This is a genomic window from Pseudomonas sp. GW821-FHT02A11 (assembly GCF_059421985.1).
Genome location: NZ_JBWKWB010000001.1, coordinates 188,431 through 202,532 on the forward strand (window position 1 = coordinate 188,431; position 14,102 = coordinate 202,532).

General features: G+C 59.4%; 15 protein-coding genes and 2 pseudogenes. 7 read left to right on the forward strand and 10 right to left on the reverse strand.

Features of this window, described 5'->3' with window-relative positions; all coding sequences use genetic code 11:
• The first annotated feature begins 182 nt into the window (after positions 1–182).
• The 3 genes and pseudogenes from AC07V9_RS00900 to AC07V9_RS00910 form a co-directional block, all read left to right on the forward strand.
• Positions 183–1,184 carry a diaminopimelate epimerase gene (locus AC07V9_RS00900; protein WP_495013815.1) on the forward strand — a complete coding sequence of 334 codons (1,002 nt, stop codon included), beginning with the start codon at positions 183–185 and terminating at the stop codon, positions 1,182–1,184.
• A gap of 572 nt (positions 1,185–1,756) precedes the next feature.
• Positions 1,757–2,437: pseudogene (locus AC07V9_RS00905) on the forward strand (PAS domain-containing protein); the annotation flags it as partial.
• A gap of 96 nt (positions 2,438–2,533) precedes the next feature.
• Positions 2,534–2,971 (forward strand): annotated as a pseudogene (locus tag AC07V9_RS00910) (methyl-accepting chemotaxis protein); the annotation flags it as partial.
• Between the two features lie 272 nt (positions 2,972–3,243).
• Here the strand turns inward: AC07V9_RS00910 and AC07V9_RS00915 are convergent.
• The 6 genes from AC07V9_RS00915 to AC07V9_RS00940 form a co-directional block, all read right to left on the reverse strand.
• Positions 3,244–3,681 carry a nucleoside deaminase gene (locus AC07V9_RS00915; protein ID WP_495013816.1) on the reverse strand — a complete coding sequence of 146 codons (438 nt, stop codon included), beginning with the start codon at positions 3,679–3,681 and terminating at the stop codon, positions 3,244–3,246.
• Positions 3,682–3,746: 65 nt separating this feature from the next.
• Positions 3,747–4,262, reverse strand: a complete 516-nt coding sequence (locus AC07V9_RS00920) for a hypothetical protein (protein WP_495013817.1) — start codon at positions 4,260–4,262, stop codon at positions 3,747–3,749.
• Positions 4,263–4,668: 406 nt separating this feature from the next.
• The gene (locus AC07V9_RS00925; protein ID WP_495013818.1) at positions 4,669–5,682 is read right to left on the reverse strand and encodes an ABC transporter substrate-binding protein; all 1,014 of its coding nucleotides are present in this window, start codon (positions 5,680–5,682) and stop codon (positions 4,669–4,671) included.
• 83 nt (positions 5,683–5,765) lie between these two features.
• On the reverse strand, positions 5,766–6,275 hold the full coding sequence (locus AC07V9_RS00930) for a sigma-70 family RNA polymerase sigma factor (RefSeq protein ID WP_495013819.1): 510 nt from the start codon (positions 6,273–6,275) through the stop codon (positions 5,766–5,768).
• Positions 6,276–6,423: 148 nt separating this feature from the next.
• Positions 6,424–7,272 (reverse strand): phosphate/phosphite/phosphonate ABC transporter substrate-binding protein, encoded by an 849-nt coding sequence (locus tag AC07V9_RS00935; protein WP_495013820.1) that lies wholly within the window; start codon positions 7,270–7,272, stop codon positions 6,424–6,426.
• A 15-nt stretch (positions 7,273–7,287) separates the two neighbouring features.
• Positions 7,288–8,229, reverse strand: a complete 942-nt coding sequence (locus AC07V9_RS00940) for a fatty acid desaturase (protein WP_495013821.1) — start codon at positions 8,227–8,229, stop codon at positions 7,288–7,290.
• A 69-nt stretch (positions 8,230–8,298) separates the two neighbouring features.
• Between AC07V9_RS00940 and AC07V9_RS00945 the strand changes: the two genes are divergently transcribed.
• Both AC07V9_RS00945 and AC07V9_RS00950 read left to right on the forward strand, forming a co-directional pair.
• Positions 8,299–8,742, forward strand: coding sequence for a GNAT family N-acetyltransferase (locus AC07V9_RS00945; RefSeq protein WP_495014118.1), 444 nt, complete (start codon positions 8,299–8,301; stop codon positions 8,740–8,742).
• Between the two features lie 97 nt (positions 8,743–8,839).
• A complete protein-coding gene (locus tag AC07V9_RS00950) occupies positions 8,840–9,670 on the forward strand; it encodes a class I SAM-dependent methyltransferase (RefSeq protein WP_495013822.1) in 831 nt (276 codons plus the stop codon).
• A gap of 8 nt (positions 9,671–9,678) precedes the next feature.
• Here AC07V9_RS00950 and def read toward each other — a convergent pair whose 3' ends face one another.
• The 3 genes from def to AC07V9_RS00965 all read right to left on the reverse strand — a co-directional run bounded on the left by def (position 9,679) and on the right by AC07V9_RS00965 (position 11,749).
• Complete coding sequence (gene def, locus AC07V9_RS00955; protein ID WP_495013823.1) at positions 9,679–10,218, reverse strand: peptide deformylase; 540 nt, start codon at positions 10,216–10,218, stop codon at positions 9,679–9,681.
• Positions 10,219–10,278: 60 nt separating this feature from the next.
• Positions 10,279–11,304: a YihY/virulence factor BrkB family protein gene (locus tag AC07V9_RS00960; RefSeq protein ID WP_495013824.1), complete on the reverse strand. Its 1,026-nt coding sequence runs from the start codon at positions 11,302–11,304 to the stop codon at positions 10,279–10,281.
• A gap of 253 nt (positions 11,305–11,557) precedes the next feature.
• The gene (locus tag AC07V9_RS00965; RefSeq protein WP_495013825.1) at positions 11,558–11,749 is read right to left on the reverse strand and encodes a CsbD family protein; all 192 of its coding nucleotides are present in this window, start codon (positions 11,747–11,749) and stop codon (positions 11,558–11,560) included.
• A gap of 269 nt (positions 11,750–12,018) precedes the next feature.
• On the opposite strand from AC07V9_RS00965, the gene AC07V9_RS00970 reads away from it, so the two are divergent.
• Positions 12,019–12,399 carry a hypothetical protein gene (locus AC07V9_RS00970; protein WP_495013826.1) on the forward strand — a complete coding sequence of 127 codons (381 nt, stop codon included), beginning with the start codon at positions 12,019–12,021 and terminating at the stop codon, positions 12,397–12,399.
• Positions 12,400–12,564: 165 nt separating this feature from the next.
• On the opposite strand, the gene AC07V9_RS00975 is transcribed toward AC07V9_RS00970, so the two are convergent.
• Complete coding sequence (locus tag AC07V9_RS00975; protein WP_495013827.1) at positions 12,565–13,401, reverse strand: CvfB family protein; 837 nt, start codon at positions 13,399–13,401, stop codon at positions 12,565–12,567.
• Between the two features lie 370 nt (positions 13,402–13,771).
• On the opposite strand from AC07V9_RS00975, the gene AC07V9_RS00980 reads away from it, so the two are divergent.
• A complete protein-coding gene (locus AC07V9_RS00980; RefSeq protein ID WP_495013828.1) occupies positions 13,772–13,951 on the forward strand; it encodes a PFL_1563 family small protein in 180 nt (59 codons plus the stop codon).
• The last annotated feature ends 151 nt before the right edge of the window (positions 13,952–14,102 follow it).

Here is a 14,102-nt window from a genome sequence, read left to right on the forward strand (position 1 = left end):
GTGAGCCGCTGTGGGAGCGAATTCATTCGCGAGAGGCCGGTAGATTCAAAAAGTATCTGTCGCCTGAAAGATTTTTCGCGAATGAATTCGCTCCCACAGAGATTCCCACGGCTGCCTCATTCAGCGACTGACCCTGCTGCATGATTTAATGCGCGCTTTGCGACTTCGATAGCGGATCTGCCATGGCCCCCTTCTACGATGCACGCGGCAATATCTACGCCGTGATTTCCCCTGAAGCCCTGCGCGCGCTGGGTGTGAACGTGCCTGCGTCTGCTGCCGACGCGGCCCTGTCTCGACTCAGCTGGGCGCCGCACGCAGTGGCGGCGATCTGCAATTGGCCAGAGGGCCAGCGCCCGGCGGGGAGCAAGGCGCATCGCTCGGACGGTCTGCTGGTCGGGCCGTTTCAGGACGCTGCGCCGTTCGATGTGCTGATCGTCAACACCGACGCCACCCTGGCCGAGCGCAGTGGAAACGGCCTGACAATTTTCTCGCAGTCGCTCACCGATTCCGGTCGCACGCCCAGCGATGGCATTTTTACCCTGCAAGTGCATCACGACCATGATGACTCCGCCAGCCCGGCGCCGACTGCCGTGCAAGCGGCGACCATCGAAGGCGTCCCAGGCTTCTGGCTGGACATCGGCACACCGGGTTTCGGCCCCGCTGCCGTGGGCGCGAAAGGGCCGGGCGTCAGCGACAGCGTGCTGGGCGATACCCCGCTCAATCGGGTCGAACGCCTGGCGAATCTGCACCGGCAATGGCAAACCAGCGCGTTCGTGCGGGTCGGCAACCCTCATTGCGTCACGCTGGTGAGCGACGTTGCCGCGCTGCCCGGCTTCGAGCAACTGCATGAAAACCCGCTCAACGACGCGCTGACCCGTATTGCCTTCGCCGCCGGCGAATTCGGCGAAGGCGACCCCTGCCCCGCCGGTATCAACCTGCAATGGGCCGCCCGCGTGGCGCCGAACCGCATCATGGCGCGAGTGTTCGAGCGGGGCGAAGGGCCGACCGCGTCCTCGGGCACCAGCGCCAGCGCGGTCGCCTCGGCCGCCTGGCTCAGCGGCTGGGTGCAGGCGGGGCTGGTGGAGGTGGTGATGCCCGGTGGCACAGCGCCTGTGCGCCTGATCGAACAGCAAGGGCAGTTGCAGCAGGTCCAGCTGTTCGGCACTGCGCATCTTCAGCGCTGAATCATGGGTGCCCGCCTGCTGCCTTGATCCGAAGGCAGCGCGCGAGGCGTGTCTGTTCACGACAGCCCACCCAATTGAATGTTAAATTGCCACTATTCGATTGCATCCCGCCTGCTCTTGTCTATGCTGTGAACGATTGCTCAACGCCACCGATCGCAAAGGCGTGCGCGGGTTGCAGCACTCATCGACCACGGACGGCAGGCGCTCGCAATGGACGGTTGGATTGACCCCGCAAACCCGCGACCATTGATCGTTTCGATGGTTATCAGACGATCGGCATTCACCCCTCGAATGGATTGCGAACCGCTCTGGGTCGCGCCTGTAAGCCATTCATCTCAATACACTCTGCCCTGCGATGTCATACCGCCATGACTCATGTCGGGGTAATCCGGGTCGACTCACGTAGCAGCCCATCAAGGAAGACGGTCACTTCGACCGCATTTCGCAAACACTGAGGTAGGTGGCAGATGTTCAATTCACACCGCAAGGCCGTCGAAGCCGAGTTACAGGTATCCACCGCTGCGCTGTGCCAGTTAAAGGCCAAGCTGGCGGCGATTAGTCGTTCCATGGCGATGATCGAGTTCACCCCCGACGGCATCATTCTCGAGGCCAATGAAAATTTCTGCCTGACCATGGGCTATCAGCCGGGCGAGCTGACAGGCAAACACCACCGGATCTTCTGCGAAAAGTCTTTTTGCGACAGCGACGCCTACAGCACATTCTGGCGCGACCTGGCCCGCGGCGAGCCACTGTGCGGCGAGTTCATGCGCTTGGACAAGTCCGGTCGCGAGATCTGGCTGGAGGCCAGTTACATGCCGGTCTACGACAATGACGGCGTGGTGCAGAGCGTGATCAAAGTCGCTTCCGACATCACCGCACGCGCCTATAAGGATCACGAAAACCAGAGCATGATCGACGCCATCGGCCGCTCAATGGCGACGATCGAGTTCTCGCCAGACGGTCGAGTGATCACCGCCAACGAGAACTTCCTGCGCACCATGCACTACTCGCTCGACGAAGTCATGGGCCAGCACCACAGCCTGTTCTGCACCCGCGCGGAGGTCGAATCCCCGGCGTACAAGGCATTCTGGGCCTCGCTCAATCGCGGCGAGTTCCACGCTCACCGTTTCGAGCGGGTGAACAAGCACGGTCAGACCGTGTACCTGGAAGCCACCTACAACCCGCTGTTCGACGTCAAAGGTCGGCTGTACAAAGTCGTGAAATTCGCCAGCGACATCACTGAACAAGTGACCGTGCAACGCAATGCCGCCACCACGGCCCACGACACCTCGGTGCGCACTGACGCCTGCGCCCAGAAGGGTTCCAGCGTGGTGCAGCAGACCGTCGAAGTGATCGAGCAGATTTCCAGCGACCTCAACGAAGCGGCCCGCAGCATCGATGCGGTGAACAAGCAGTCCGAGATTATCGCCACCATCGTGCAGACCATCCGCAGCATCGCCGATCAGACCAACCTGCTGGCCCTCAACGCCGCCATCGAAGCCGCTCGCGCCGGGGAACACGGGCGCGGGTTTGCCGTGGTCGCGGACGAAGTGCGCGGGCTTGCCGCACGAACCAGCAAGGCGACGGTCGAGATTGTCGATGTGGTGAGGCAGAACAACGAGCTGGCAAAAAGCGCGGTGACGAGCATGCAGTCGAGCCTGAGCCGAACGGGCACGGGGGTTGAACTGGCCAACGAGGCCGGGGAAGCGATTCTGGAGATCCAGCAGGGCGCGCGGCACGTGGTGGATGCGATCAGCCAGTTCAACTCGACGTTGCGGCTGGATTGAGCCCATCCCACAGGATCACCCCGCACCTGTGGGAGCGAATTCATTCGCGAGACTTATGTACAGACGATAGAGAGGTGTCGAATGTACTGGCAAATCGCGAATGAATTCGCTCCCACAAAAATCCGCAGTCGCTGCGAAGTGCAAGGCCGAAGCCGGATCCAACTGTGGGAGCGAATTTATTCGCGAAAAATCGGACAGGTGATGCACAGGTGTCATCTGCACGTCCAATCGCGAATGAATTGGCTCCCACAAGATACGTCACTCGCCGACCGTTACTCGCCGATATCCTCATTCCACAGCTCGGGCTTGTCCTGGATGAACTGCTTCATCAACCCAACGCAGGTCGCGTTGTGCACCACGTCCACCTGCACGCCGCGTGAGCGCAGCAGGTCTTCTTCGCCCAGGAACGTCTCGTTTTCGCCGACGATCACCTTGCGGATGCCGTAAAGCAAAATTGCCCCGCTGCACATCGCGCAGGGGGACAACGTGGTGTACAGCGTTGCCTCGCGATAGACCCTGGCGGGCTGGCGGCCAGCGTTTTCGAAGGCGTCCATTTCGCCGTGCTTGATCGCGCTGCCTTCCTGAACCCGACGGTTATGGCCGCGGCCAATGATCTTGCCGTCGTGAACGATCACCGAACCGATCGGAATGCCGCCCTCGGCCAGTCCCTTTTGCGCCTCATCGATGGCCGCCTGCATGAATGGGTCCATGGTCTCTCCTTCCCGTGTCGATCAGAACGAATGCGCCGCAGCCTGCGATACAGGCCGAACGAACGTCAAGGCTTGGCTTTTTTCAGCGCGTTGTCCAGTGCCGTAGAGACATAGACCTTGAGCAGTTCACTGGAGCGAGTCTTCATGTCCAGGCCGACATCACGCTGCTTGGTGCGGAATTTGTTGGCGACATCGGGCGGCGGGTCGCCGATGTCGAGTGCGGTAAGTTCGTCCGGGGAGAAGGAGGCCGCGTAGGCTGCCGCGAGATTGCGGTCCCACTCCTGCTGGTAGTGCGGTTGAAGGTACTGCAATTCATCCTGAACGATTTCCTGCGCTTTGGTGCGCCCGACCGCCTCGACGATGGTGGTGAAGGTGACCGTGCGCGACGCCACCTGATAACCCAGCCAGCCCAGGCTTTCACCCAGATGACGATCCTGCACGAAGGCCAGCGCGCTGGGGGATACGGCAGGCGGGATTACCGGGTCCTCGGCCCGCGCAATCTGCACTTCAAGCAGCAGGCCCGTGAGCGCACCTGCTGCCACACTCAATACCGCCAACGCAGTCGATCTGCTATATCCCATGTCCTCTCCCCGGCGACTTTATATCGGTGATCAACGCACTGACTGCCCGGGTGAAGCTAGCACTTGAGCAAGGGTTTGCCAGCCATCCGGCCCCGACAGGACGTGAATCATCACGCCCCTGTCGCATTCGGTGTTCTGACCACGGAAACCGACCAAGGTTGGAAAGGATTGAGAGGGGACCGGCGTCGTGTGGAGCCTGTAGAAGTGGAATCTAATGAGGTGAAACCTGTGGCAGTGCAACCCGGGGGGAGCCGAACCTGTGGGAAATGAAACCAGGGATAGCCGAACCTGTGGGAGCGAATTTATTCGCGAGGGGCCGGTACATTCGGCCCGTTTCTATCGCTCTTACGGACGTCTCGCGAATGAATTCGCCCCCACAATAAGCTGACAACCAAAAAAAAACGGATTACAAACCTGCCGTGACTTTCTTCGCCACGTCAGCCGGCACCCACGGGCTCCAGATTTCCGGGTGATCCTTGAGGAAGGTCTTGGCCACGGCATCCGGTTCGAGGCGCTTCTCGCTCATTTCACCCAGGGTCTTGTTCAGTTGATCGATCGGCAGGTCGACCTTCTCGAAAAAGCTCACCAGATCCGGGTACTGCTTGTGGAAAGGCTCGGACACGCCGATGGCCAGGTGCGCGGCCAGAGAGCTTGAGCCAATCGGGTTGGGGTTGTTGGCGTCGGCCAGCGTCTTCCAGGCAGCCTCATTGAACGGCGGCTCTTGGAGCTTGATCAGCTTGAAGCGGCCCAGCAGCGGCGTTGGCGACCAGTAGTAGAACAACACCGGTTTGCCGCGACGAATCGATGAGGCGATTTCGGCATCCAGCGCAGCCCCGGAGCCGGTGCGGAAGTTCACAAAGCTGTCGTTGAGCTTGTACGCCTTGAGCTTCTGGGTGTTGACGATTTCCGAGGTCCAGCCGGTGGGGCTGTTGAGGAAACGGCCCTTGCTCGGGTCTTCCGGGTCTTTGAACACGTCTTTGTATTTGGGCAAGTCAGCCACCGATTTGAGGTCCGGCGCCAGCGGCTTGATGCCCTTTTCAGGGTCGCCCTTGATCACGAATTCCGGTACCCACCAACCTTCGGTGGCGCCTTTGACGATGTCGCCCAGGCCATGCACCTTGCCTTCAGCCTCGGCCTTGACCCACGCGGGGCTGCGTCCGGCCCACTCTTCGCCGATCACCTGAATGTCGTTCTTGGCCAGCGCCGCCTCAAGGCTCACGGTACTGCCGGGCAGTTTATCGGTCGGGTAGCCATAGCCTTTTTCGACGATGGTGCGCAGGATTTCGGTGATCAGGCTGCCGCTTTCCCACGTGATATCACCAAAGTGAATCGGCGCCGTTTTTTCCGCGCTGTGGGCAGTCTGCGTCAGTACCGCCAATGCCAGCAGCGAGCCGCCAAGCAGGTGTTTGATCGATGTCATGGTGGTCTCTCGTGATGACGGGTAATGGTCTCGGGGGCGCCAGGGACAGAAACGGCTCAATTGGGTTTAGCACAGCACACGCTTCATTCCAGACACGCGCGCGCGCAGCAGGTTTCAGCTTTTTGCATGTAGTCGCTGACCGAGCGCGAAGAAATGCCCAGTTGGGTGGCGATTTCCGGGTAGGTCAGGCCGACGCTGCGCGCGAGCATAAAGGTGGTCTTGACCTTGGCTGGCAGGCGATTCAGACGCCGGTCGATCCGGTCGAGGGTTTGCAGGGTCGCGGCCAGGCTTTCCGGAGAGGGCGCATGGGCATCGTCCTCAAGCATCAGGCCATCCCGGTAATCGCGCTCCAGGTCGCGACGGCGCCAGCGTTGGTAGATCAGGCGTTGAGCGATAGTGGTCAGCAGCGCGCGAGGCTCCCGAATCGCCACCACATTAGGGGATGCGAGCAGCTGCAGGAAGGTTTCGGAGGCAATGTCTTCAGCGCTTTCAGGGCCGTCCAGATGGCGACGCAAACGCTCGCACAACCAGGCGTAATGGCGCTGAAAAAGCACGCTGATGAGTTGGCGATGGGACAGATCGACGCCAGACATAAGACTTCCCTTGGCATGAATTATTGTTCTGCCCGGTGATCCGGTCGGGCCATGCTAACAAGGGTTTTTATGCATTAATAATATTTAAAAGTGATTTTTATAGATCAATTATGAATATTAAAAGGAATACTGTAGAAGCTTCCGGAGATTATGACGGTGGCGAATCGGTTCTGTCTGACACACCGCTTTCGCCACCCTCGTAACCCCCGGAGGCTCCTGCTATGTCTGCGAAACCCAGGCTTTGGGCATGACGTTGATAATCCAGCAGCACCTCATAATCCCCTTCGCTCGCTGGCAAGACCTCGGCAATCGCCAGTACCTGCACCACGTCCGGCAACTCTCTCAGCGCCTGATTCATCGCTCGCCGAATCCCCTCCGCATCCTCCCCGATGCGCGTGATGTAAGGCAGACAAGGCCCCTGCGCAGTCTGGCCAATCACTTTGACGCCGACCACCTCCTCACTGGCGTCGCGGGCCAGGTAGTCGAACGTCACGCTGTCGATGGCCGCCAGATCCCCGACGCCCGCCTTGAGCGCTGCCAGGCTATTTCGATGCCCCCCGGTCAACGACACCTGGGCGAAAAACCTCCCCTCACGCTGCAACGGCGCCAGTGCATGACGAAACAGGTTCATCCCGGAATTGGAATCTTCAGAATTAATCAGCCCGTGGCTGCCGCGAAACGCCTCGAGCTGCTGCCGAGGGTCATCGGCCCGCGCCACGATCAGGCTGCAATGATGGCCACCGACGCTGTGGGCCAGTTGATAGACCGGCCGCCCCACCACCTGCACCCGACCGCGCAGTTGCGTCATCAGCGGGTAGCCGCAGGTTTGCGTGACGAGCAATTGCGGCGAAAGCCAAAGCTGTTTGAGGTCCAGGCCTTGAGCATCCAGACGCTCTGCCGCGAGCAATGCCAATACGCGGCTGAGCCACTGCCGTTGGGCTTCACGCACCCGCTCGGGGGCCACGTACATCAGTAATTCGGCGAAACCCTGAGCCATGTGCGGATACCGGACCTAGACGTGAGGATGTTGAGGGCTGTCGATGGGGTTGAAGCTGTGACGCCTGAACAGTTCAGCATACCCCGGCAGCAGAAAACCACCGCTGCGTGCCAGCCACTGCTCGCGACGGGCGCGATACACCGTCGGAATGTGATACCAGGCCAGCCCCGGCAGATCGTGATGCACCAGGTGCAGATTCAGGTTGAGAAACAGCCAGCGCCACGGCCACGACGCTTCGTTGATGACCGTGCGCTGGTGTGAATGTTCGGCCGGACGGTGTTCGTAATACGAGCGCACCATGGAAATTGCCAACGCCGGCACGCTGACTAACAGCAGATAATGCAGGCTCGACAAGGCGCTGTAGCGCTCGATGAAAACAAACATCAGCACCAGAAATAACCCGTGGGTGAGCCACATTGCCCAGGCCTGACGGTTACCGCGCAACAGCCGCGTCGACTCATCCCGGATCAGGCTGGCCAGCGCCAGCGGCACACCGAAAACGAGACGCCCCGGCGGGGTCTTGTCGAGCCAGCGCAACAGACGCATCACCGGGCCCGTCTGCGCCCAGCTCGACTGACTCAGGTAACGGCTTTCCGGGTCGAGGCCGGGAACTGTAAGGTCCTCGTCGCGATGGTGCTGCATGTGGGTGTCGCGGTACAGCGTATACGGATACCAGACCGCGAACGGCGCGTAACCCAGCAGTTTGTTGAGCCACGGCGAGCGGGTCGGGTGGCCGTGCAGCAGCTCGTGCTGCAAGGACATCCACAGCACAATCAGCGGAATCAGCAATCCCGTGGTCGGCCACACGCCGAGCCTGGGGCTGAGCAGCAATAGCAACGGCCAGGCGCTGTACACGCCGATCAGCAGCAGCCAGGTCGGCCATTCCGTACGGCCGATGAGGCTCTCGCGCAGACGGACGATGTCCTCGCGTTGGGCATTGTCGAGATAATGAGGCATGGCCGCTCCTGCAACTGGCTGATACCGGTATGTGCATTGGCGATGAAGAATCTTGTAGATCGATTGGTTATGACGGTAGAACGAACACCCGAATCAGAGCGCGAGCCTTCTTCCATGCAGTTCCAGCATCTGCCCCCGCTTCAGCGCCCGTTGCTTGCGAAGTTCTACAAAACCCATCGCGCCGGTATGCGTGCCAGGGGCGAGGCGCAAATGTGGGTGGCGAAGGAGCGGGACATCGTCGCGGGCATGTGCCTGACGCACGTTGCTGGCGGCCATTGGTTGAGCGGCTTGTTCGTCGCACCCCATCAGCGCGGGCATGGAGTGGCGAGAGGTTTGATCGAGGCCGCGCTGAACACCCTTGAGGGCAGCGTCTGGCTGTTCTGCGACCCGGATCTTCGGGTGTTCTACCAGCGATCAGGCTTCGTCGAAGCCCTCGATCTGCCACGGGAACTGGCTGATCGCTTCGCCCGCTACCGGCAAACAAAACCGCTGCTGGCGCTGGTTCGTGCTTAGATTCTTTTGCACCTATGACCAAACAAAAAGTGCCATTCGCCGCTCAACCCTGCGTGCTAGCCTCGGCCATCACTTCTGCCGTTGAAACGGGATGCACATGAAACCAACCCTGATCGCCTGCTCTCTCGCCGCGCTTTTCGGCTCGGCGCTGGCCGCTGCCGCCACACCTGCCACGACGTCCAACATCAGCCAAGAACAGTTCGCCACAGTGCTCAAGGGCGACTGGCGCGTGCCGCAGAATGCCGCGCGGGATCAATACCGCCACCCCGAGCAAACGCTGAAATTCTTTGGCGTACGCACCGACCAGACCGTCATCGAAATCACCCCCGGCAACGGCTGGTACAGCGAGCTGCTCGCCCCGCTGCTCAAGGAAAAAGGCCATTACGTCGCCGCAATCGTCGACCCTGCGGTGAGCGATTACGCGAAAAAATCCGCCGACAGCCTCAAACAGAAATACGCCGCAGACGCCACTCATTACGGCAAGGTCGAGGTCGTGGAATACGCGCCCAAAGCGCCCGTCTTCGGCAAGCCCGCGTCCGCGGACACCGTGCTGACCTTTCGCAACGTGCACAACTGGGTCGACGCGGGCAACGAAGCCGCGACGTTCAGGGCCTTTTATGACGTGCTCAAACCGGGCGGCACCTTGGGCGTGGTGGATCACCGGGCCAAACCCGGCACCAGCGCCAAGGACAACGAAAAGAACGGCTATCTGCCCACCGATTACGTGGTGAAGCTGGCCGAGAATGCGGGGTTCAAACTGGCAGGCCAGAGCGAAGTGAACGCCAACCCCAAAGACACCAAAGACTACCCCGACGGCGTCTGGACCTTGCCGCCCGTGTTGGTCAAAGGCGAGCAGGACAAAGCGAAATACCTGGCAATTGGCGAGTCGGATCGCATGACATTGCGGTTCGTCAAACCGGGGAAATAATCCCTGCCTCAATCATCCGCATTCGGGTCCATGTCGGGGAACAGCACCTCGGTGAACCCGAAGCGGGTGAAATCCTTGACCCGCGAGGGGTACAGTCGGCCGATCAGATGGTCGCACTCGTGCTGCACCACACGTGCATGAAAACCCCGCGCTACGCGCTGCATCACTTTGCCATCGGGGTCGAAACCTTCGTAGCGAATGTGCTCGTAACGCTCGACCACGCCGCGCAAACCCGGCACTGACAGGCAACCTTCCCAGCCCTCTTCCAGGGTTGGTTCCAGGGGCGTGATCAGCGGGTTGAGCAGGATGGTCTGCGGCACGGCTTCGGCATCGGGATACCGCTCGCTGCGTTCGAACCCGAAGATCACCAGTTGCAGGTCAACGCCAATCTGCGGAGCCGCCAGACCCACGCCGCCGACGCTGCGCATGGTTTCGAACATGTCGTCGATCAAAGCGCTCAGCTCGCGCGAGCCGAACATCGACTGAGGCACAGGCGGTGCAATACGCAGCAGGCGCTCGTCGCCCATTTTCAGAATTTCGCGAATCATGGAAGAACCTTTCGAAGGGGCGGACGCGCAGATCAGAAGCGCATCCTGCCACAGGATCAATCAGGATTTGTCGGTTTTCAGAGGCGTCAGCGGTTGCAGCGACGGCTCGTAATCGTGGGCGTGCTCGTCGTCATGATCGTGGCTGTGATCACGCCCCAGACCCGAGACATGCTTTTTCTCGTAGGAAGCTTCAGGGTCCGCATCCTTGCCGCCATCACCCGGGGCTTTCTCGCCCTTGTCCTTGCCCTCTTCGGACATGTGCTCGATCACCGCATTCATCTCGGCGCCCAGCAGCAACACGGAGGCAGAAATGTAGAAATACAGCAGCAGAACGATGATCGCCCCGATGCTGCCATACATGGCGTCGTAGTTGGCGAAGGTCTTGACGTAGTAAGCGAAGCCCAGAGAGGCGAGAATCCACACCACGACGGCCAATACCGACCCCGGCGAAATGAAGCGGAATTCCTGCTCTACGTCAGGCATCACGTAATACATCATCGCCACCGAAATCATCAGCAACAGGATGATCACCGGCCAGCGCAGGATGGTCCACAGGGTAACGATGAAGTCTTCCATGCCAATTTGCGCAGCCAGCCAGCTCATCACCTGCGGCCCGGTGACCATCAGTCCCGCGGCGACCAACAGCATCCCGGCAAAGCCCACGGTGTACAGCACCGACAGCGGAATGCGCTTCCACACCGGGCGCTCTTCGACGACGTCATAGGCGGCGTTCATCGCGCTCATCATCAAACGCACGCCGGCCGAAGCACTCCACAGCGCGATGACGATACCAATCGACAGCAATCCGCCCTTGGACTGCTGCAGTTGATCGATCACGGGGTTGACCTGATCCAGCGCCATAGGCGGCAACACCAGCTCGGACTGCAGGCGCAGCCAGCTGAAGAAATCAGGCAGATGGAGGAAACCGATCAGGGCGATGAGAAACAGCAGAAACGGAAACAACGAAAACAGCATCTGGTAAGCCAGCGCCGAGGCGTAGGTCGACATCTCGTCGTCAAGAAACTCTTTGACCGTTCTGACCAACACCGTCTTTAAACGCAGCTGGCGCAAATCCGGAAATATCATGGCGTCTCCTTTCGCGACGTAGATGTATCTGAAGCGCATTTACCAATACGAGCAGGCAAACGCTTTGAAATTCCATTCGCCTTGCACAAGGGCAGGCGTTTTACAGTGAGTTAAGCACTTTTGTCATGTCCGGGAGATTTCAACGTGCTGCCGGATCACTGCCTGGCAGACACGATAACGGCCATCCCGGGATGGCCGCCAAAGTGTGTTACGTGTTCGCTTGAGGTTTTTCACACCCGAAGCGCGCAGGCCCTCAAGCCTTGTCGACGCCTTTTTTCACAGCGTCCTTGGTCTTGCCGACCGCTTGTTGAGCTTCGCCTTTGACCTCTTGCGCCTTGCCTTCTGCGCGCAGTTTGTCGTTGTCAGTGGCCTTGCCGACGCCTTGCTTCACATTGCCGACGGCTTCGTTGGTGGCGCCTTTGATTTTATCGGTAGTGCTGCTCATGGTAATTCTCCAGAGTTAAGAATCAGGTGTCATAACCTCGACATAAGGATGGACCGGAGCCCGTTCCCCAGAGTTTCAATTATTTCCCGAGCGGTTTTTCGACAGATGTAACGGCGCTTTTCATCGCAACGACCCGTTTGGCCTTTATGTTTGCGCGACAACCCCGGAGAATGCGCGGCCGATCCAGACTGCACCTATCCTGCAGTACCGGCGGATAGACACGCAGGTTCACGAAACAGGCTCAAGAGAAAGAGCGACACAGGAACGCTATGAAAATCGACAAGCAGCAGGCCATCGCGCGCCGCAACGAGCAACTGGGCGGCGCCGTGCTGGGCACCAACAACACCCACTTTGCCGCCCTGGACCACAAGCGCAACATCTGGTGGTTCGATCTTCCGGTCAGCCGCCTGGCGGTCGGGCAGTACGAGTGGCTGCACCTGCTGCTGCACACGCCGAGCACTGATGAGCTGATCCACCTGAAGGTGACCACCAAGTTCCTGCGCGAGCAAAAGGACGGCGTGGTGATTCGCAACGAAGGCAAGCGCAAGTCCACGGTCAGCCTGGAGCTGTCGGCGGACAAGGACTCCTACCTCAAGGACATGCGCCCGAACGGGGCGAATTTGAGTTTCGTTGCGTTCGTGCAGAAATAGTCGAGCGCACACCCATCGCATGGGGAGCGAATTCGTTCGGCGTGCATTGAATCAGCCGGTGCATCTGCATCGGCTGAACTGACGTTTCGCGAACGAGGTCGCGCCCGCAGACCGGGATCGCCGGAGCCTTGTGCCGTAGGCGCGGCTGGTCGGGTACTGAGGGGTTCAGACCAGCTCGATGCGGTCTGCGTGAATCACGATCTTGCCCTCTTTGTACAAACCGCCAATGGCTTTCTTGAAGTTGCCTTTACTTACGCCGAAGAGGTTGCTGATCACGGCAGGATCGCTCTTGTCGCTGACCGGCAGCACGCCATTGTTTTCACGCAACTTGGCGAGAATCTGCGCACTCAGACCCGTGGCGAGCTGTTCACCCACAGGTTGCAGGCTCAGGCTGATGTTGCCGTCCTGACGCAGCGCTTTGATGAAGCCCTTTTCCTGTTTGCCCGAACGCAGGAACTTGAACACTTCGTTCTTGTGAATCAGGCCCCAGTGCTTGTTGTTGATGATGGCCTTGAAGCCCATGGCGGTTTCTTCCACCACCAGCAGGTCCACTTCCTGGCCCACGGTGTAATTGACCGGGGCCTTGTCCAGATAGCGGTCCAGACGCGTGGTGGCAGTGATGCGGCGGGTGTGCTTGTCGAGATAGACGTGCACCACGCAGTAGTCTCCGGCCTTGAGCGGGCGCTTTTCCTCGGAGTACGGCAGCAGCAGGTCCTTGGACAGCCCCCAGTCCAGGAAGATGCCGATGCTGTTGACTTCAACCACTTTAAGACTGGCGAATTCACCGACCTGAACTTTTGGTTTTTCAGTGGTAGCAATTAATTTGTCATCGCTGTCCAGATAAACAAAGACGTTCAACCAGTCTTCATCTTCGCTGGGAACATCTTTCGGAATATAACGGTTGGGCAGTAATATTTCGCCGTCCTGCGCACCGTCAAGATACAAACCGAAGTTAGTGTGTTTCACCACTTGCAAACTGTTGTAACGCCCGATTAAAGCCATTTCCAGATACCCTCATTGCGTGCGCGGCATTCTACCCGAGTTTGCCCCCGGGTTGCGGATCACACGAAGGCCCACGGGCAAGCGACCTGTGAGGCCTTGAAAATCAAGGATTTGCCACGAGCATCGTCCTGGCATCTGGACCATTCGTCAGGTCGGGCGATCAATATCGGAGCGCATACTCAGCGACTATTCGCCTCGTCGCGCTCAAGACTTGGCAATTAAAACAGTCGGTTAGGGTGCAGATTCTGGAAATGAAAGACGTCTTCGCGATTGTTGCCACCGCGGACTTGGCAGATATAAGCCAAGCAATCGGCAGCGAAATACGATAGGATGTTCGGCCGTCCTGATTTTATGTAGGTTAATTGAAGCCATGCGCGTAAAAGCATCCCAGGCGAAAGCCAAGCCAGCTCCTGCGGTCGAAACCAGCGAATCGATCAACGATCAAATCGCAGCGTTCCTGAAGTCCGGCGGTGAAATCCAGCAGATCGCCAAAGGCGTCAGCGGCCAGACTTTCACCCAGTCCAAACAGATCTCCCTCGGCAAAAAGTAAATTTTCCCCCGCCTCTGCGGTCGACATCCAGGCGCTTTGATCACAAGGCGCCAGGTCTATCGCGTCCCCCGGTTCAGCGCCTGATTTTCAGGCCTGCGTGCAAAGCTCTGCTTTACTGTCTCGTCATGGGCTGCATTATTGATGCGTGCGC